Raw genomic sequence first — 17,096 nt, 5'->3', positions numbered from 1 at the left:
ATCCCCCAGGCTGGGGATGCCCGCTCAGCCCGTGCGCCGCGCCACCCAGTAGGTGGCGCCCTCGGTGCCGTAGCGCTCGGCGTGCGGCACATCGGCTTCGAGCTCGAAGGTGTCGCCCGGGCGCAGCTGGCGGGTGAGGTCGCCCACGGTGAGCCACATCTCGCCGCGCACGACGATGGCCTTGGCCGCGAAGGGATGGGTATGCATGTCCAGCAGCGTCAGTGGCGCCCATTCGCGCTCCAGTGCTTCGTCGTAGCCCTCGATCAGGGCCTGCAGACGGAACGCTTCGAATGAGGAGGTGTTCATACGCCTGAATTGTGGTGCAACGGGCTCAGGGGTCAAGCGTTAGCATGGTGGCCTTCTCTGGTTCTATTGGTATAGCGAAAGGTTGCTCCCCATGTCCCACATGCTCCTGATCGTCGAACCCGTCGGGCAGCGCGCCACCCGCACCGAGGCCCAGGGCCGAGAGGTCTACGCCCGCATGCAGCAGTTTGGCGAGTCCCTCAAGGCGCGCGGCAAGCTGCTGGCGGTGGAGTCGCTGGCGTCCCAGACGGGCGCGGTGCGCGTGAGCAAGGCCGGCGGCGGCAAGTCCCTGGTGCTGGACGGCCCGTTCGCCGAGGCGAAGGAAATGATCGGCGGTTTCTACCTGCTGAACTGCGCCAGCATGGACGAGGCCGTGGCGATCGCGCACGAGTGCCCGGCCGCCGAATGGGCCACGGTGGAGGTGCGCGCGATCGCGCCCTGTTACGACGAGAGCCGCGGCTGATTTGTAACAAGCGCGGGGAGGCTGTCGAAAATCCCGCGCCTGCTTCGTCGTACCGGTTGAAGCCAGCACCGGCACGCGGCTTGCCCGTGTCGCCAGGCGCTTTGTGATCCATCCGAACGCCCACGAAGGAGTACCCCATGCGATTCATGATCATCGTCAAGTCCTGCGACGAATTCGAGGCCGAAACCAATCCCGCGCCGGACGAGGAACTGATGGCGGAGATGGTCCGCTACCACGAGGAACTGGCCCAGGCCGGCGTGCTGCTCGACGGCTCGGGCCTGCACCCGAGCCGCAAGGGCTGGCGCGTGCACTACAGCGCCGACGGCAGCCGCCGCGTCGTCGACGGCCCGTTCGCCGAAGCCAAGGAGCTCATCGCCGGGTACACGCTGATCCAGGTGCGTTCGCGCGAGGAGGCGCTGGAATGGAGCCGGCGCTTCCCCAACCCGGCGGGCAAGGGCAAGGACGCCGTGATCGAGCTGCGCCAGCTCTACGAGATGGACGACTTCCCGCCCAGCCAGCCGCTGGAGGACTTCAAGAAGCTCGACGCCATGCAGGCGCAGAAGCGCTGAGAGGGGTCATCATGAAAACCCAGCACTTTGAAATCCTGATCCAGGCCCCCCGCGAACGCGTGTGGACCACCATGCTGCAGTCGCCCACCTACGAGCAGTGGACGGCCGCTTTCTGCGAGGGCTCGCGCTTCGAGGGCTCATGGAATGCGGGCCAGGCGATCCGCTTCCTGGACCCGGCGGGCAACGGCATGGTGTCCGAGATCGCCGAGCACCGCCCGGCCGAATTCGTGTCCATCCGCCACCTGGGCTTCATCGAGAACGGCCGGGAAGACACCACCAGCGAAGCGGTGCGCGCCTGGGCACCCTGCTACGAGAACTACCGCTTCAGCGACGAGGGCGGCGGCACCCGCCTGAGCGTGGACAGCGACGTGTTCGGCGACTACGAGGACATGATGGCCCGGACCTGGCCCCTTGCCCTGGAACGACTCAAGGCCCTGTGCGAACGCACGAGCTGATACACCCACCGGAGAACCCGTCATGCTGCGCCAGATCTTCGTCAACCTGCCCATCAAGGACATGGCCCGCTCGCAGGCCTTCTTCAAGGCCCTGGGCCTCACGTTCAACCAGCAGTTCACCAACGAGCAGGGCGCCTGCCTGGAGATTGCGGAGAACATCTACGCCATGCTGCTGGTCGAGCCCTTCTTCCAGGGCTTCACCAAGCTGCCGATTTCCGACGCGAGGAAGGCGACCGAGGTGCTGATCGCGCTCTCGTGCGACAGCCGCGCCGAGGTGGACGAGCTGGTGGCCAAGGCCGTGGCCGCCGGTGGCACCACGCCCAACGCGCCGCAGGACCACGGCTTCATGTACCAGCACGGTTTCGCTGACCTGGACGGCCACCAGTGGGAGGTGTTCTGGATGGACATGGCCGCCGCGCCGGCGCAGATGTAAGCACCGGCCCATGCATTCCGGTGTCCACCAGGCCATTGCCACCGTCTGGCGCCTTGAGTCGGCGCGCATCACGGCGTCCGTGGCGCGCGTGGTGCGCGACATCGGCGTGGCCGAGGAACTGGCGCAGGACGCGCTGGTGGCCGCACTGGAACACTGGCCGAAGGACGGCGTGCCCGACAACCCCGCCGCCTGGCTCATGACCACCGCCAAGCGCCGCGCGCTCGACCACCTGCGCCACCGCCAGATGGCCGAGGAGAAGCACGACGGCATCGCCGCCGACATGGAGGCGCTGGGCGCCACGCACGTGCCCGACTTCGTCGACGCGCTCGACGAAGCGCGGCAGGACGACATCGGCGACGACCTGCTGCGCCTGGTCTTCACGGCCTGCCACCCGGTGCTCGGCACCGAGGCGCGCGTGGCGCTCACCCTCAAGCTGCTGGGTGGTCTGACCACGCACGAGATCGCGCGCGCCTTTCTCGTGCCCGAGGCCACCATCGCGCAGCGCATCGTGCGCGCCAAGCGCACGCTCAGCGACGCCGGCGTGCCCTTCGAGGTGCCGCGCGGCGAGGCGCTGGGCGAACGCCTGGCCTCGGTGCTGGAGGTGGTGTACCTCGTGTTCAACGAGGGTTACACCGCCACCAGCGGCGGTGACTGGATGCGCCCGGACCTGTGCAACGAAGCCCTGCGCCTGGGCCGCATGCTCGCCGGCATCGCGCCGCAGCAGCCCGAGGTGCAGGGCCTGCTGGCGCTGATGGAGATCCAGGCCTCGCGCACCGCGGCCCGCACCGATGCGCAAGGCCGCCCGGTGCTGCTGGCCGCGCAGGACCGCGCCCGCTGGGACCACCTGCTGATCCGCCGCGGCCTGGCCGCGCTGGACCGCGCCGACCTGCTCACCACCGAGCCCGGCCCCTACCACCTGCAGGCCGCCATCGCCGCCTGCCACGCGCGCGCCACCCACGCCGATGCGACCGACTGGGCGCGCATCGCCGCGCTGTATGGCGAGCTGGCGCGCATCGCGCCCTCGCCGGTGGTGGAGCTCAACCGCGCGGTGGCCGTGTCCATGCACGCGGGCCCTGCCGCTGGCTTGGTGCTGGTGGACGCGCTGCTGAAGAACAAGGCCTTGCAGCAGTACCACTGGCTGCCCAGCGTGCGCGGCGACCTGCTGGAAAAGCTGGAGCGCCGGGACGAGGCGCGCGCCGAATTCCAGCGCGCGGCCGAACTGGCGGGCAACGAGCGGGAAAAGGCGTTCCTGCTGCAAAGAGCCAGCAGTCTGACCTGAAACGGCCCTGGCGTCTCCGGGTACAAGCCCTCATGGCGCGCCCCGTGGGTGGGCGCGACACTGGCCTGCACCACCCGCGCGCCGCCATGGACCCCGACAGCCCTTTCCAGCCACCCGAAGCGTTTCGCGGCTCCAGTCACGCACCGCTCGACCCCGAGACCGAAGCCGACATCGTCGTCGTTGGCGCCGGGCCGGCGGGGCTCGCGGCGGCGGCCTGCCTGGTGCAGCGAGGGCACAGCCCGCGGGTGCTGGAGCGCGCGCGTGAGCTTGCGCCGTCCTGGCGCCACCACTACGAGCGCCTGCACCTGCACACCGTCAAGACGCACTCGGCGCTGCCCGGCATGCCCTTTCCGGACAGTGCGCCGCGCTATGTGCCGCGCCAGGGCGTGGTGGACTATCTCGACGCCTACGCGCGCCGGTACGGCATCGAGCCCGAGCTGGGCGTGCAGGTGCAGTCCATCGAACCCCGTGAGCACGAGCACGGTGCGCCCTGGCAGGTGGTGCTCGCCAGTGGTCGGCAGATCGCGGCCAACCACGTGGTGGTGGCCACGGGTGCCAACCGCCGCCCCCGCGCACCGCAGTTGCCGGGGCAGGAAGCTTTCGAGGGGCGCATCCTGCACAGCCGCAGCTACCGCAACGCGCAGCCTTTCGCAGGCCAGCGCGTGCTGGTGGTCGGCTTCGGCAACACCGGCGCGGAGATCGCGCTGGACCTGACCGAGCACGGCGTGCGCACCGCGCTGTCGGTGCGCTCGCCGGTCAACATCGTGCGCCGCGACGTGCTGGGCCGGCCGACGCAGCTCTCCAGCCTCATGCTGGCCCGGCTGCCCACCGCCATCGGGGATGCGCTGGCCGCGCTGTTTCGCGACCTCACCGTGGGCGACCTCAGCCGGTTCGGCCTGCACACCGCGGCGGTGTCGCCGCTGCGCCAACTGCGCGAGGAGGGGCGCACGCCGATGATCGACGTTGGCACGGTGGCGCGCATCAAGGCCGGCGAGATCCAGGTCTACCCTGGCATCCAGACCCTCAACGCCGGCGGCGTGCGCTTCACCGACGGCAGCGAGCACCCGTTCGACGCCGTGCTGCTGGCCACCGGTTACGAAGCCGCGCTCGACGAGCTGTTTCCGTACACGCGGCTGGCGCAGGACGAGCGCGGCATGCCCCGCGAGGTGAGCGGGCAGGGCGCGCTGGAAGGCCTGCACTTTGTCGGCTTCGACGTGCGACAGCCCGGCGGCCTGCTGCGCTCCATCGCCGCCGAGGCGCAGGACGTGGCCGAACGCATTTCACAGTCCACCGCACAAGGAGGCCGCCATGCCCAGCACCCACACCCTTGAACGTTTCATCGCCATGGTGGAGCGCAACGCGCACGACGAAGCCATCGAAACCTTCTACGCGCCACAGGCCAGCATGCAGGAGAACCAGGCCGCGCCCCGCGTCGGCCGAGACCAGCTGCTGGCGAACGAACGCAAGGTGATGGCGCGTGCCGCGTCCATCCACTCGCGCTGCGTGCGCCCGGTGCTCGTCAACGGCGACCACGTGGTCATCCGCTGGGTGTTCCGCTTCGTCTGGCGGGACGATTCGGTCACCGAGATGGAGGAACTCGCGTGGCAGCGCTGGGAGGGCGAGCACATCGCGGCCGAGCAGTTCTTCTACGACCCCGCGCAGCTCACACCCCAGCCACCGCCTGGCGCGGCGGTGTGAGCGCGTGCCGGCCTGCCGGCAACGTGCACGTGCCGCCATGCACAATGGCTCGCCCGCCCCACACCTTCTGCCTCTCTCCCGACCATGGCCTCGTTTCCTCCCGTGCGCGCCGTCGAGCGCGCCATCGAACTGCTGCAGTGCCTCAACCGGCAACCGATCTCCACGCTGGACCAGCTGCACCGCCAGACCGGCCTGCCCAAACCCTCTCTGGTGCGCCTGCTGCAGACCCTGGTGTCCAAGGGGTTGGTGAACCATGCGCCACAAAGCGGCGCCTACTACCTCACCTCGCAGGTGCACACCCTGTCCTGCGGCTACCACAGTGAGCCGCGCATCATCGAGGCCGCCGCGCCCGTGGCCGATGCGATGACCGCGAAGCACAAGTGGCCCGTGTCGGTGGCGGTGTTCGATGCGGACGCGGTGGTCGTGCGCTACAGCACCATTGCGCAGTCGCCGCTGTCGCTGCTGCATTCCAGCATCGGCATGCGCCTGTCGCTGGTGAGCCGTTCGCTGGGCCGCGCCTACCTCGCCTTCTGCCCGCCGGACGAGCAGCAGGCGCTGCTCGCGCTGGTGGCGCAGTCGGACAACGACGAGGACCGCGCGGCGGGCAACCTGGACGCCATCCAGGCCACGCTGGCCGAGACGCGCGCGCGCGGCTATGCGCTGCGCAACCCGGCGGTGCGGCCGGTGTCCAACACACTGGCGGTGCCGGTGTACGAGAACGGCCACGTGGTGGCCTCGTTCGGGCTCACCTGGTTCTCGTCGGCGCTGCCACTGCAGGACGCGGTGGCCAGCTTCCTGCCGCCGATGCAGGAGGCTGCCGGGCGCATCGGCGAGCGCCTGGTGCAGCTCGACAGCGAGAGCAAACCCCCTTCGCCCAAGGCGGCGCGGCGGCCGGTGCGCCAGCGCGCCTGACGTTCAGGTGGCCGCGCCGGGCAGCGGGTACTCGGCCTCGTTGGCCACCTTGCCCGGCTTGCTGGCGAAGTCCAAGCGCGGGGGCGCGAAGATGTCCACCAGCCAGGCGCCGCCGTCGTTGGTGTTGCGGCTGGTGTGGATCACCTTGGGTGGCACCACCAGCAGCGAGGGGCTGCCCATCTCGAGGTGTTCATCCGCCTTCCAGTCGTCCAGGTCGGCCGTCCACGGGTGGCGCAGGTGGTGCACCCAATCGCCGCGCACGGCCAGCGAGCCCTGCTCGAAGTCGGCGTGCGAGTGCGGGCTGAGCTTGTGCACGTCGCGCGCCACCATGCGCGGCGTCATCACGTTGAGCATGAGGTTGGTGCAGCGGAAGATGCGCATGTTGGTGTCGGGCCGCGTGTGCTCGCTCAGCACGTAGTGGCGCAGCCTGAAACCCTCGGGTGGCGCGGGCCAGGGCACCAGCGGCGCCACCTCGGGCGCGCCGTTGGCGTACACGCTGGCATTGCCCGCCCGTTCGAGCAGGTCGGTGGCCTGGCCGGAGAACACGCGCACGATGCGCCCGTCGCCCAGCGCGGTGATGGCGCTGGCGCCGGGCGGCACGATGGTCAGGGTCTCTGCGCGCGCGTCCAGCCGCTCGGCGCCGGCCTCGAAGCGCGCGCCCACGTCCACCAGAAAAACCATGTACTCGTCGGCCTGCTCGGCACGGGCCAGGCGCGTGCCGGCGCGCACGTCGGAGACGGCGACCACGAAATTGGCACCGCGCGTGATCCAGGTGCGCTCGCCACCGGTCTCGATCTGCGGGGGCGTGGCGTGGTGGCGCGCGGCGGTGGGGGCGGTGGCCTGGGTGCTCATGGGCAGGTTCCTTGAAACGGCTGGAGGGATGTCATGCGCCCGGGTGGGCCACGGCCTGCGCGCCCTGGCGCATGAAGGACTGGTCGGAGCCGAACACGAACCAGCGCACGCCGGCGGCGGCGTAGCGGTCGCGCTCGTCCACGCTGGCGGTGAACACGCCGGCGAGCTTGTCGGCGGCCAGCGCCGCGGCGATGCTCTGGTCCGTGGCGGCCGAGACATCGGCGTGCTTCGAGTCGTCCAGGCCCATGGCGAGGGCGAGGTCGGCGCGGCCGATGAAGAGACCGTCCACGCCGTCGACGGCGGCGATGGCGGCGGCGTTGCGCACCGCCTCGGGGCTTTCGATCTGGCACATCACCAGGGTCTGGTTGCCTTGCGCCAGCGCCTGCTTCATGCCCAGCGTGCCGTAGCCGGCTGCGCGCGGTGAACCGGAGTACCCCCGGTCACCGCCCCGGTATCGGGCATGGGCCACGACCGCGCGCGCCTGTTCCGCCGTGTCCACGTGCGGCACCAGCAGGCCGGCCGCGCCCATGTCGAGCACCGACAGCACGGTGGCGGCCTCGCGGTCGGGGATGCGCACCAGCAGCGGCAGGCCGGCGGCGCGGCCGGCGAGCATCATCAGGTCGAGCGCGGCGCGGTCCAGCGGCGCGTGCTCGGCGTCGAGCACGGCGAAGTCCAGCCCGGTCGTGCCCAGCACCTCCACCACGTGGGGCGAGGCGGTCTTGACGAAGGTGCCCACCTGGTAGCGGGTGGGTTGCTTCTGCAGGGTCCGGGTGCTGTTCATGTCGGGGCCTTCCCGCGGGGCGGTGTTTGCAGGATGGGGCGCTCGAACACCTTGCCCAACGCCGCGTAGAAGGGGCCACCCAGGCGCGCGACGGGCTGCATCTTCACGCTGTCCACATGGCGGCCGTCATAGACCTCGCTGGAGAGGTGGAAGGCCAGCACCTCGCCGATGTAGAGCGTGTTCAGGCGACCCAGCTTCAGCACGTGTTCGAGCCGGCATTCCATCTGCACCGGCGCGATCGCGATGCGCGGCGGCTTGACCTGCGTGCTGGGCAGCAGTTCGAGGCCCAGCGCCTGGGCCTCGCTTTCGTCGGGCGCGAACTCGGCCGAGCTCTGGTGCATCAGCTCCATGTTGTGCACCGTGGCCACGTTGACCACGAACTCGCGCCCGCGCTCGATGTTGCGCGCCGTGTCCTTGAGCACGCCGGCGCGCGAGCCGATGTTGACGGCCAGCATCGGCGGGCTGTGCGCGACGTAGTTGTAGGAGCTGAACGGCGCGGCGTTCACCAGGCCGTTTTCGTCCACGCTGGTGATCCAGGCAATCGGGCGCGGTGCCACGATGCCGCAGAGCAGCCGGTAGGCGGTCTGCGTGTCCAGGGCCGAGGCGGCCAGGGTGGTGTAGGCCTCGCTCATGCCGTGCGGGACTTGCTGCCGCCCTTGAGGAAGACGCGCTTGCCGGTGTCGTGGAACACCGCGCGCTGCTCGTCGGCGTTGAGCAGCACGGCCGAATCGAGGAAGCGCTGCACCATGTCCTTGTAGGTCCCCGAGGAGGTGCCGATGTCCGAGCCCCACATGATGTGGTCGGCGCCGAACATGTCCACCGCGCGGCGCAGCACGCGGTCGGCCGGGATGCCGGCCTCGCGGCAGATGTCCAGGTTGATCGAGGTGAACTTGAAGAAGATGTTCGGAATGCCGGCCAGCGTCTGGTAGCGCTCGTCCAGCCCGAAGTGCTCGCCTTCTTCCATCTCGGGTTCGAGCAGGTGGTCGAGCACGATGCGGATGTCCGGGTAGCGGCGAGCGAGTTCGATGATGGTCGGAATGGAAGGGCCGCCCCCGCCTTGCGAGAGCACTTCCAGGTCCATCACCAGGCCGGCTTCCTGCGCCACGTCCCAGGTCTTGAGCGCCTGCGGCGAATTCAGCCAGGGCATGCTGCCGTCGGGCTTGCGCCCGCCGAACAGGCGCACCCCGGCCAGGCCGTGCGCGCGGATGTACTGGCGCACCAGGTCGGGCGTGCCCGCGTCTTCCGCGTCCAGGATCACCACCGCGCTGAACAGGTCCGGGTACCGGTCGGACGAGTCGAGGATGTAGCTGTTGTCGTAGCGGTAGATCATGCGTTTCTGCACCGCCACGATGCCGTCCACGTTCTCTTCCTGCATCCACTGCAGCATGCGCAGCGCGTCCGGCACCTCGTTGATCGGGTTCGGGCCGTGGTGGCCGCCGGGCTTGCCGATCACGCCCGGTGGGCGGTAGGGCGCGTCGGCGGCGCGCTGCATGGGGTTGCGCGGGTAGCGGGTCTGGTCGTCGGCCACCAGGTGGGCGTGCGAGTCGAACAGCAGGGGGCGGGAGGTCGTCATGGAACAGTCTCGGGGTCGGGCGGGGAGCGGGGTTGTATTCAGTCGAGCGAAATGCGGGCGGCTTCCACCACCTTCTTCCATTTCGCGGCCTCGGCGTTCATCAGTGTGCCCAGCAGTTCGGGCCCGCCATTGGCTTCCACCATGCCGAACTGCGCCAGCTTGGCGCGGCCCTCGGCCGAGTTGGTGTACTTGTTGATCTCCCGGTTGAGCTTGAGCGCCACCGGCTGGGGCAGGCCCGCGGGGCCGACGATGGCGAACCACACCGTGGCCTCGACGTCCAGGCCCTGTTCCTGCGCGGTGGGCACGTTGGGCAGGCCGGGAAAGCGCTTCTTCGACGTGACGGCCAGGCCATTGAGCTTGCCGGCCTGGATGTTGGGAATGAAGGCGGTGACGGGCGCCGAGATGGCCTGGATCTGGCCACCGAGCAGGTCGCTCATGGCCGGTGTGTCGCCGCGGTACGCGATGGACTGCAGGGGCGCGCCCGAGCTGCTCTTGAGCGACTCCAGCGCCAGGTGGCCGATGGTGCCGTTGCCCGGGTGGCCCACGCTGTACGGCGGCGTGGCGCCCCTGGACGCGGCAATGAAGTCCTTGAGGTTGGCCGCCTTGACCGCCGGGTGGGCAACGATCACCAGCGGGATCTCGCCCACGAGCGCGATGGGGGTGAGGTCCTTCTGCGAGTCGAAGGGCATGCTCTTGTAGAGCGACTTGTTGTTGGCCAGCGGGCCCGAGGTGGACAGGCCGATGGTGTAGCCGTCGGGCGCGGCCTTGGCCACGGCGTCGGTGCCGATGTTGCCGCCCGCGCCGGTGCGGTTTTCCACCACGAAGGGCTGGCCGAAGGCGCTGCCCAGGTGCAGGGCGAGCTGGCGCGCCACCACGTCGGTGCTGCCGCCGGGCGGGAAGGGCACGAAGATCTTCACGGGCTTGGTGGGCCAGTCCGACTGCGCCAGGACGCTGGCGGGCGCGAGGACCAGCAGGGCGCTCGCCGCGAGGGCGGCATGCAGGGCGCGGCGGGTCAGGGGGGAACGGTTCACGGATGTCTCCTGGGTCTGGGGTGTGTGAGGGGTCAGCCTTGCGCAGCCTCGCGCCGGCGCTTGAGCTGTTCCATGATCGCGGGCAGGCGATCGCTGGCCTGGGTGCGCAGTTCGTCGTAGATGCTGCGGCCGTGCGCGTCGATCGCGACCGTGGCCGGGCCGAGGTCGCGCACGCGCAGCGTGGTCAGGCGGAACTGCGAGATGTATTCGTTCCAGTGCGTCGAGACCACGCGCTCGATCGACTGCGACAGCAGCGTGCAGCCGCCACCGAGGAAGGACAGGTAGGCGCAGCCGGTGTCGCGCAGTGCGGCCACGCTGGCCACGTCCAGCCCGCCTTTGCCACCCACCAGGCGCAGGCCCAGGCCGCGGATCAGCGCCGGCATGTATGCGTTGTAGCGCGTGCTGGTGCTCGGGTTCATGTAAAGCGCCCGCGCGGGGATGTCGCCTTGCGCGTCGCGCACGTAGGTGCTCAGGTGGAAGAAGGCGCCACCCGTGAGGTCCAGCGGCAGCGGGGTGCCGGCTTCGATGTCGCGCACCATGCGCTGGTGCGTGGGCAGGCCGATGCTGATCGTGACGTCGCCGCTGAGCATGACCATGTCGCCCACGGCGAGTTCGCTCACGGCCTGCGCGTCCAGCGGCAGTTGCAGGTGGTGGGTGCGCGCGCCGCTGCTCATTCGAACCACTCCACCGAGCCATCGTTGCGGATGCGCGCGCCGGTGCGCCGGTTGATCCAGCAGTTCAGCGCCACCGCCACCGGCATGAAACCGTGGCTGGCGGCGTAATCGATGTGCACCGCCATCGCCGTGGTGTCGCCGCCGGTGCCCATGGGGCCGAAGCCCATGGCGTTGATGGCATCGAGCAGGCGCGACTCCATGGCCGCGAGGATGGGCTCGGGGTTGGTCTGGCCGAAGGGACGCAGCACCTGCTGCTTGGCCATGCGCGCGGCGTGGTCGAAGGTGCCGCCAATGCCCACGCCCACCACGATGGGCGGGCAGGGCTGCGAGCCCGCCTTCATCACCACGTCGAGCACGTAGGCCTCGATGGTTTCCAGCGAGGGGTAGACGAAGGTCTCCAGCGCTTCCCAGCGCCCGCTGCCCATGGCCTTGGGCGCGCAGACGATTTCCAGCACGTCGCTGCCGTCGACCAGGTCGAAGCTGACGATGGGCATGTCCTTGCCGGCGTGGCTGCGCTCGTGGGTGAGCGGGTTGGTCACCATGCGCAGGATGGGGGGCTGGATCTGCGCCGCCAGTTGCGCGAAGCCATCCACGATGGCCTGGCGCACCGCGCCCTCGAAGCGCACGCCGGTGCCGACCTTGATGGCGTACACCGGGATGCCCACGTCCGAGCAGATCAGGTGGTCCTTCTCCTCCGACGCATCGGCGCTCTTGAGCATGATGGTCAGCGTCTGGCGCGCGGTGTCCGAGCGCTCGCCGCCCTGCGCGCGGCGCAGCACGGCCTTGGTGTCTTCAGGGATCTTCTTGAGTGAGCGCTCGTACAGGCTCGCCGTGACGGACTGGATCAGTGCGGAGGTGATCATCGGGCCCGAAGGATGCATCGTGGCCCCGCGCCACACAAGCGACATTTCCCGACTTTTCGTGCAGCGAAAAGTGGCCGGACCCGCCCGGCTTGGGCGGCCGCGCCGCGTGGTTCAGAGCACCGTGAAGCAGTCGATCTCGACCCGGTCCGGGCGGCGCACGCCCACGCCCACGAACAGGCGCTCGTTGATCCAGGCCAGCGACGGCGCGGCCGTCTCGAAGGTGGGCGCGCAGCGGAAGTAGACCTCGGCAGGATCCACCGGCTCGCCCCGGACCAGGCGGGCCGTGGTCTCGGCCGAGGCCGAGCGGATGGCGCGGTTGTGCACGTAGATCAGCTCGCCGGCGTCGGTCTCGAGTACGTAGCGCGCGTCCAGCTGGGCCAGGGTGGGCGTGACGATGGCCTGGAAGTCCGCGCCGCCGGCCAGCACGCGCGCGCGCCAGCCGTCGCCGCGCGCGTCGCCGCCCAGGATGGCGATGACGCGGCGGTTGCCCGCCGGCGTCTGCCCGACCTCGTGGGCCGGCGCGACCTGGACGTTCAGCGTCGCAAAAAACGCCAGCGACGGCGGCGCGGGACGGTGCGTGTTGTGGAGCTTGTCTTCGGTGTCACTCATTGGCGCGGAATCCTGTGGCCTTGACGACCTGCGCCCAGCGCGCGGTCTCCGCGGCGATGGTAGCGGCGAACGCGTCGCCGTTTTCCTGCGGTACGTCGAAGCCCTGCGGCTCCAGCTTCGCCTTGAGTTCGGCGCTGGCCTGGGCCCTCACAACAGCGGCCTGAATCTGGTCCAGCACCGCCTTGGGCGTGGCCGAGGGGGCCACCAGGCCGAACCAGATGGTGGAGCTCAGGTCCGGATGGCCCAGCTCGGCCAGGGTCGGCACATCGGGCAGGAACTTCGTGCGCTCCTTCGAGGTGACGGCGATCGCGTTGAGCTTGCCGGCCTTCACCTGCGGCAGCGCCGCCTGCAGCTGCGTGAAGCCCAGCAGCACCTGGCCACCCAGCAGGTCCGCGATCTGCGGCGCGCTGCCCTTGTACGGCACGTGCACCATGTTCAGCTTCATGCGTTCGTTGAACTGGAAACCCAGAAAATGCGACGGCGTGCCCGGGCTGAACGAGGCGTAGGCCGCCTTGTCCGGGTTGGCCGCGGCCCACTTCGCCAGCTCGGGCAGCGTCTTCGCCGGCACCGAGGGGTGCGTCACCAGCACCAGCGGGCTCTCGATGCCCTTGGCGATGGGTTTGAAGTCCGACTGCTTCCAGCGCAGCTTGGTATAGACGGAAGGGTTGATGGTGAACATGGCCTGCGTGCTGATCCACAGCGTGTGGCCATCGGCCGCCGCACCGTTCACATATTCGGCGCTGAGGTTGCCGTTGGCACCGGCCTTGTTCTCCACGATGAAGGTGCCGCCGGTCTGCTTGGCGAGCTGCTCGGCCAGGGTGCGGCCGTAGACGTCGACCGAACCGCCTGGCGGCGTGCCCACCACCAGCGTGACCGGTTTGCCCGCAGGCCAGGCCTGGGCGAATGCGCCCGGTGCGGCGAAGGCAGCCGCCAGGGCCAGCGCGGCCGTGCCGGCGAGGCGGATCGAGGGCAAGGAAAGGGTCGGGGTGTGGGTCATGGATGTCTCCTGGGCTTTGCGGTCGAGAACATCGAATCTATGCCCGGGGCGCTTGATTGACCAAACCAACTATCCTCAGGGTATTCACCCAGTGGAGCCACCGACGTGTCCGAACCCCGGCCCGCGCCACCCGACGCGGCGAGCGAACTCTTCCTCTACCGCCTCACGCGCCTGCAGGCCGTGGCCGTGGCGCCCGTGGGGCGGCTGTGCCAGGCGCGCTACGGCGTCTCGCGCCGCGAATGGCGGATCATCGTCGTGCTCGCGCGCAACGGCCCGGTGCTGTCCTCCGAACTGGCCGACCTGGCCCAGCTCGACCGGGCGCGCACCTCGCGCATCGTCACGGCGCTCGTCGACAAGAAGCTGATCGCGCGCGACGTGATCCCCAGCGACCGCCGCCAGGCCCGCGTGTCGCTCACCGAAGCAGGCCACGCGCTGTACACCGAATACCTGCCGGTGGTGATCGAACTCAACCGCGATCTGCTGGCCATCCTCAGCCCCGAGGAAATCGCGCTGCTGGATGGCCTGATGGTGCGCCTGGCCGAACGGGCCAAAGCCAAGCTCGCGGCGCTGGACTTGCCGAAGATGGGGCGTTCCCGCCCGGGTCGCCGCTAGGGCAGCCGTCTGTCGCCGCGCCGTTCAAATCCCTTGTTGCGGATTGCACGCGGTCGGCGATACTGCGACGCCACGCCCGGCCTCTCGCGTTCGCGGCGTGCCCTCAGTTCAACAGGCCATTCCCGGGAGCCCACCATGTTGCTCAAGCGCTGTTTGATGTCGACCGCCCTGCTGGCCTTCTGTGCCATCGCGAGTGCGCAACCTGACCTGTCAGGCACATGGAACATCCAGCGCGCGGAGAATGGTCACCCGCCGCGGGGAGCGCGGACCCTTCCGCAAACAATGGTCATCCAGCAGGGCAATGGCCGGATGGAGATCAGAGCTGTCGATGGCGGTGGCAACGCGGTGCTGTATGCCTGCGCGATTGGCGGTAGTTGCACCGCCGGCAATGACCAGCGACGAAGCTGGTCTGGTCAATGGGATGGCGCCGAGTTCGTGCTGGCGGTCCTTCTCTCCGGTACGACGCCAACGACCTTGTACCGGTTGTATTTGTCGCCGGACAAGAAGGCGCTTTTGCTCAGGCAACAGGACAACCCACAGGCGATCGCGTTTCCCTACGTCAAGTAGTTGCATCGCACCCGGGGTGATCCCCGGCGGGCGACCGCCGGGCCCGTGTCTCATCCAACGAAGCGAGCAGTGGCCCGGCGTGGAGGCGGAGATCAATTCGGCCATCGGCCAGGTGCACGCGCTGGGCTACTGTGCGGCGTCCTGGCAACCGGAGGTGGTGGCGGTGTCCACGCCCCTGATCACCCCCGAGGGTGTCTTCGTGCTGAACGCCAGCGTGTCGACGGAAGAAGCGCCCTCGAAGGTGGTGCGCAGCCTTTCCAAGCCATTGTTGGCGCTGTCGGCGGACATCCTTTCCTGCTTGAGTCGGCTTGAGGAACCCTGAGGTGTCGCACCCTTGCCATCGGCAGGGCCGCCTTGCCAGGCGTCAGTAGCGTTGGCGGGTGGCGAGGATGGTCGGGGGCTGCTGAAGACTGGTTTCGGACATGCGTCGTAGAGGTACCGACTCGTCGCGAGGTTGCCTTCCGGTCATTGCGGCAAGCAACGCTTGACCGACGGCAGGCATTTCCGAACCGGTCGTTCACCCGCGTTCGGCGGACAGGTGTTTGCGCACCAATTGCAACGACGGACCACTGAGGCTTGCGCCTTACCTGATCAGATCTCCGCATGTCCAGAGATCTCAGGTGCGTCGTCGACCTCAATGCCGAGGTGTCTCACTGTTGATGCCAGCTTGGAGTGCCCCAGAAGTCTGGCTGGGGAACAGGAAACCGTCATGCCTTGGCCCAGCTGGCTTGATCCCTGCCTGCGCGGTCTCTCTGGTTGCGGGTGTGATTTCAAACTGAACCGGGCGCTGGTTCTTGATCTGCACAACGGTGGCTCGGGTCGCCACTTGGTCGCCATGGCAAACGTATCGCATCATGAGGTTCACAAGGTCGCAACCATGCAATTTGCTATCAATGCTCAGCCTGATTGCCCCGGCCACGATCGTCAGTTCGGCCCCATGAAGGCGATGCAGATCAACCAGCCGTCACCCCACGGATCGGGTCGGCCTGAACCAAGTCGAGAGTGAACGCCCCAACTGTTCAGGTCATCCGAGAAACGCTATGGTGTCGGCAGGAGACAATCATGTCATCAGCCGTCAAGATTTTTCAGGGGCGCTTCGGCCGCGTTGCCCTATTGGACATGGATGCCCCCTTGGTTGGCCACGCGCATCACCACTGTCACATCCTGATCAAGGCGGGAGGGGCGGACAGCGCCTTTCGCGTACGCGGGGAGCGCGCTCCCCTGACGGACGAATCCGCAGTGGTGGTGAACGCCTGGGAGCATCATGCCTACGAGCACGACGCACCCCCTGGCCAGCACACGCTGATCCTGGCTCTCTACATCGAGCCCAACTGGCTGGCCGGGATCCAGCGCTCGCTGGCGCTGTCGGCACACCCCCGCTTCTTTCCCAACAAGTGCGTGCACCTGTCGGCGGCTACCCGGAAGCTGGCGGAGGAATTCGTCCTCGAACTGTGGTGGGATGACGAGGTATCCCCCGGACGGCTGGAAGACCTGTTGTTCAACCTCATCGTCGCGGTGATCGAGAGCTACACGGGCTGGCGCGACCTGGCCGGGCTGCTGCGGACCAGGCCGCCCGTCGCCATGGATTCGAGAGTCCGCAAGGCCATCGCCCTCATGCGGCGTGATGTGGCCCGCGAGCTCGATGTGGACAGTGTTGCCGCCGCCACGGGACTATCGCGGGCCCACTTCTTCCATCTGTTCCAGCGGGACACGCAGGTCACGCCTTTGGTCTACGCCAACGTGCTGCGATTCGAGGCAGCGGTGGAGCGGCTCACGCTCAGCCGGGAGCCGGTGGCCGATATCTCGGAGCTCCTGGGCTTTTCCGCCCCGGGCCATCTCTCGCGCTTCTTCCGCGCACACCTGGGCATCACGCCCAGCGACTACCGTCGCAAGGTCAATCTGTTCGAGCCTCCCGCGCGTGAAGCGCCGGAGCTGATCTGAAGGCGCGTCCCGCGCACAAATCGTCGGACTTTTTGGTCAGGCGCCAGACCCGCCGGTCATGGCCCGGACCCATGCGTTAGCGCTCCTCTCCACCCACTGCTGACACTCCCCTCAAGGAGACAGCAATGCACGCACTGCTGCTCGCGACTGCGCAGCTCGGACGGTTTTCGGGAAGGCGCGCAAGCCTTCCATGACAAGCGCAAGCCGAACTTCGCCGGCACCTGAATCCTCACCGCTCAACCACAGGAGACACGTCATGAAACGCATCATCACGCTCGCATCGGCCACCTTTGCGCTTTCCGCGCTGGGCGGCCCCGCCATGGCCCAGACCGGGCCCATCCGCATCGGCGTGGTCACGCCACTGACGGGAACCTACGCCGGCATCGGCCAGCAGGTCAAATGGGGCCTGGACCTCGCGGCACGCCAGATCAATGGCGGCGGCGGCATCGCCGGCCGGCAGATCGAGCTGATCTACGAAGACGAG

Annotated in this window: 23 protein-coding genes and 1 pseudogene; 13 read left to right on the top strand and 11 right to left on the bottom strand. The window is 68.7% G+C overall.

The features are described from left to right. Positions 1-24 precede the first annotated feature (24 nt). Positions 25-306 (bottom strand): cupin domain-containing protein, encoded by a 282-nt coding sequence (locus AB7P10_RS14950; protein WP_428294643.1) that lies wholly within the window; start codon positions 304-306, stop codon positions 25-27. 91 nt (positions 307-397) lie between these two features. Here AB7P10_RS14950 and AB7P10_RS14945 point away from each other — a divergent pair, with 91 nt between their 5' ends. From AB7P10_RS14945 to AB7P10_RS14910, 8 genes are all read left to right on the top strand, one after another. After that, the gene (locus tag AB7P10_RS14945; RefSeq protein WP_428294642.1) at positions 398-766 is read left to right on the top strand and encodes a YciI family protein; all 369 of its coding nucleotides are present in this window, start codon (positions 398-400) and stop codon (positions 764-766) included. Between the two features lie 137 nt (positions 767-903). Beyond that, positions 904-1,335 carry a YciI family protein gene (locus tag AB7P10_RS14940; protein WP_428294641.1) on the top strand — a complete coding sequence of 144 codons (432 nt, stop codon included), beginning with the start codon at positions 904-906 and terminating at the stop codon, positions 1,333-1,335. Positions 1,336-1,346: 11 nt separating this feature from the next. Next, positions 1,347-1,790 (top strand): SRPBCC family protein, encoded by a 444-nt coding sequence (locus AB7P10_RS14935; protein ID WP_428294640.1) that lies wholly within the window; start codon positions 1,347-1,349, stop codon positions 1,788-1,790. A gap of 22 nt (positions 1,791-1,812) precedes the next feature. After that, a complete protein-coding gene (locus tag AB7P10_RS14930; RefSeq protein ID WP_428294639.1) occupies positions 1,813-2,223 on the top strand; it encodes a VOC family protein in 411 nt (136 codons plus the stop codon). A gap of 10 nt (positions 2,224-2,233) precedes the next feature. Next, on the top strand, positions 2,234-3,502 hold the full coding sequence (locus AB7P10_RS14925; protein WP_428294638.1) for an RNA polymerase sigma factor: 1,269 nt from the start codon (positions 2,234-2,236) through the stop codon (positions 3,500-3,502). 32 nt (positions 3,503-3,534) lie between these two features. Then, a complete protein-coding gene (locus AB7P10_RS14920) occupies positions 3,535-4,833 on the top strand; it encodes a flavin-containing monooxygenase (protein ID WP_428294637.1) in 1,299 nt (432 codons plus the stop codon). Then, entirely contained in the window at positions 4,811-5,200 is a 390-nt protein-coding gene (locus tag AB7P10_RS14915; RefSeq protein ID WP_428294636.1) for a nuclear transport factor 2 family protein, read from the top strand. The genes AB7P10_RS14920 and AB7P10_RS14915 overlap by 23 nt, the downstream gene beginning before the upstream one ends. Before the next feature lie 84 nt (positions 5,201-5,284). Beyond that, on the top strand, positions 5,285-6,112 hold the full coding sequence (locus AB7P10_RS14910; protein ID WP_428294635.1) for a DNA-binding transcriptional regulator: 828 nt from the start codon (positions 5,285-5,287) through the stop codon (positions 6,110-6,112). Between the two features lie 3 nt (positions 6,113-6,115). On the opposite strand, the gene AB7P10_RS14905 is transcribed toward AB7P10_RS14910, so the two are convergent. The 9 genes from AB7P10_RS14905 to AB7P10_RS14865 all read right to left on the bottom strand — a co-directional run bounded on the left by AB7P10_RS14905 (position 6,116) and on the right by AB7P10_RS14865 (position 13,492). Next, positions 6,116-6,964, bottom strand: coding sequence for a hypothetical protein (locus tag AB7P10_RS14905; RefSeq protein WP_428294634.1), 849 nt, complete (start codon positions 6,962-6,964; stop codon positions 6,116-6,118). 31 nt (positions 6,965-6,995) lie between these two features. Beyond that, positions 6,996-7,745 carry an HpcH/HpaI aldolase family protein gene (locus AB7P10_RS14900; RefSeq protein ID WP_428294633.1) on the bottom strand — a complete coding sequence of 250 codons (750 nt, stop codon included), beginning with the start codon at positions 7,743-7,745 and terminating at the stop codon, positions 6,996-6,998. Further along, the gene (locus tag AB7P10_RS14895) at positions 7,742-8,377 is read right to left on the bottom strand and encodes a flavin reductase family protein (RefSeq protein ID WP_428294632.1); all 636 of its coding nucleotides are present in this window, start codon (positions 8,375-8,377) and stop codon (positions 7,742-7,744) included. The genes AB7P10_RS14900 and AB7P10_RS14895 overlap by 4 nt, the downstream gene beginning before the upstream one ends. Then, positions 8,374-9,318: an amidohydrolase family protein gene (locus AB7P10_RS14890; RefSeq protein ID WP_428294631.1), complete on the bottom strand. Its 945-nt coding sequence runs from the start codon at positions 9,316-9,318 to the stop codon at positions 8,374-8,376. Before AB7P10_RS14890 ends, AB7P10_RS14895 begins: the two co-directional genes overlap by 4 nt. A 38-nt stretch (positions 9,319-9,356) precedes the next feature. Continuing rightward, the gene (locus tag AB7P10_RS14885; protein ID WP_428294630.1) at positions 9,357-10,349 is read right to left on the bottom strand and encodes a Bug family tripartite tricarboxylate transporter substrate binding protein; all 993 of its coding nucleotides are present in this window, start codon (positions 10,347-10,349) and stop codon (positions 9,357-9,359) included. A gap of 32 nt (positions 10,350-10,381) precedes the next feature. Next, entirely contained in the window at positions 10,382-11,023 is a 642-nt protein-coding gene (locus AB7P10_RS14880) for a fumarate hydratase C-terminal domain-containing protein (protein WP_428294629.1), read from the bottom strand. Beyond that, positions 11,020-11,886: a fumarate hydratase gene (locus AB7P10_RS14875; RefSeq protein WP_428294628.1), complete on the bottom strand. Its 867-nt coding sequence runs from the start codon at positions 11,884-11,886 to the stop codon at positions 11,020-11,022. Before AB7P10_RS14875 ends, AB7P10_RS14880 begins: the two co-directional genes overlap by 4 nt. 111 nt (positions 11,887-11,997) lie before the next feature. After that, positions 11,998-12,495, bottom strand: a complete 498-nt coding sequence (locus tag AB7P10_RS14870; protein ID WP_428294627.1) for a DUF3237 domain-containing protein — start codon at positions 12,493-12,495, stop codon at positions 11,998-12,000. After that, positions 12,488-13,492, bottom strand: coding sequence for a Bug family tripartite tricarboxylate transporter substrate binding protein (locus tag AB7P10_RS14865; protein WP_428294626.1), 1,005 nt, complete (start codon positions 13,490-13,492; stop codon positions 12,488-12,490). Before AB7P10_RS14865 ends, AB7P10_RS14870 begins: the two co-directional genes overlap by 8 nt. 105 nt (positions 13,493-13,597) lie before the next feature. Between AB7P10_RS14865 and AB7P10_RS14860 the strand changes: the two genes are divergently transcribed. The 3 genes from AB7P10_RS14860 to AB7P10_RS14850 all read left to right on the top strand — a co-directional run bounded on the left by AB7P10_RS14860 (position 13,598) and on the right by AB7P10_RS14850 (position 14,993). Continuing rightward, positions 13,598-14,104: a MarR family winged helix-turn-helix transcriptional regulator gene (locus tag AB7P10_RS14860; protein WP_428294625.1), complete on the top strand. Its 507-nt coding sequence runs from the start codon at positions 13,598-13,600 to the stop codon at positions 14,102-14,104. 135 nt (positions 14,105-14,239) lie between these two features. Next, a complete protein-coding gene (locus AB7P10_RS14855; RefSeq protein ID WP_428294624.1) occupies positions 14,240-14,671 on the top strand; it encodes a hypothetical protein in 432 nt (143 codons plus the stop codon). A 79-nt stretch (positions 14,672-14,750) separates the two neighbouring features. Then, positions 14,751-14,993 (top strand): hypothetical protein, encoded by a 243-nt coding sequence (locus tag AB7P10_RS14850; protein ID WP_428294623.1) that lies wholly within the window; start codon positions 14,751-14,753, stop codon positions 14,991-14,993. A gap of 269 nt (positions 14,994-15,262) precedes the next feature. Here the strand turns inward: AB7P10_RS14850 and AB7P10_RS14845 are convergent. Then, a pseudogene (locus AB7P10_RS14845) lies at positions 15,263-15,572 on the bottom strand (integrase); the annotation flags it as partial. Between the two features lie 161 nt (positions 15,573-15,733). On the opposite strand from AB7P10_RS14845, the gene AB7P10_RS14840 reads away from it, so the two are divergent. Together AB7P10_RS14840 and AB7P10_RS14835 are read left to right on the top strand one after the other, a co-directional pair. Continuing rightward, positions 15,734-16,612 (top strand): helix-turn-helix domain-containing protein, encoded by an 879-nt coding sequence (locus AB7P10_RS14840; RefSeq protein WP_428294622.1) that lies wholly within the window; start codon positions 15,734-15,736, stop codon positions 16,610-16,612. Positions 16,613-16,868: 256 nt separating this feature from the next. After that, positions 16,869-17,096, top strand: a 228-nt coding sequence (locus AB7P10_RS14835; RefSeq protein WP_428294621.1) for an ABC transporter substrate-binding protein, incomplete at its 3' end; no start/stop codon positions are given.

Source organism: Hydrogenophaga sp., assembly GCF_050182545.1.
GTDB lineage: Bacteria > Pseudomonadota > Gammaproteobacteria > Burkholderiales > Burkholderiaceae_C > Hydrogenophaga.
The sequence above is the reverse complement of the archived record's forward strand: the minus strand, read 5'-3'. Positions and strand labels throughout refer to the sequence as shown.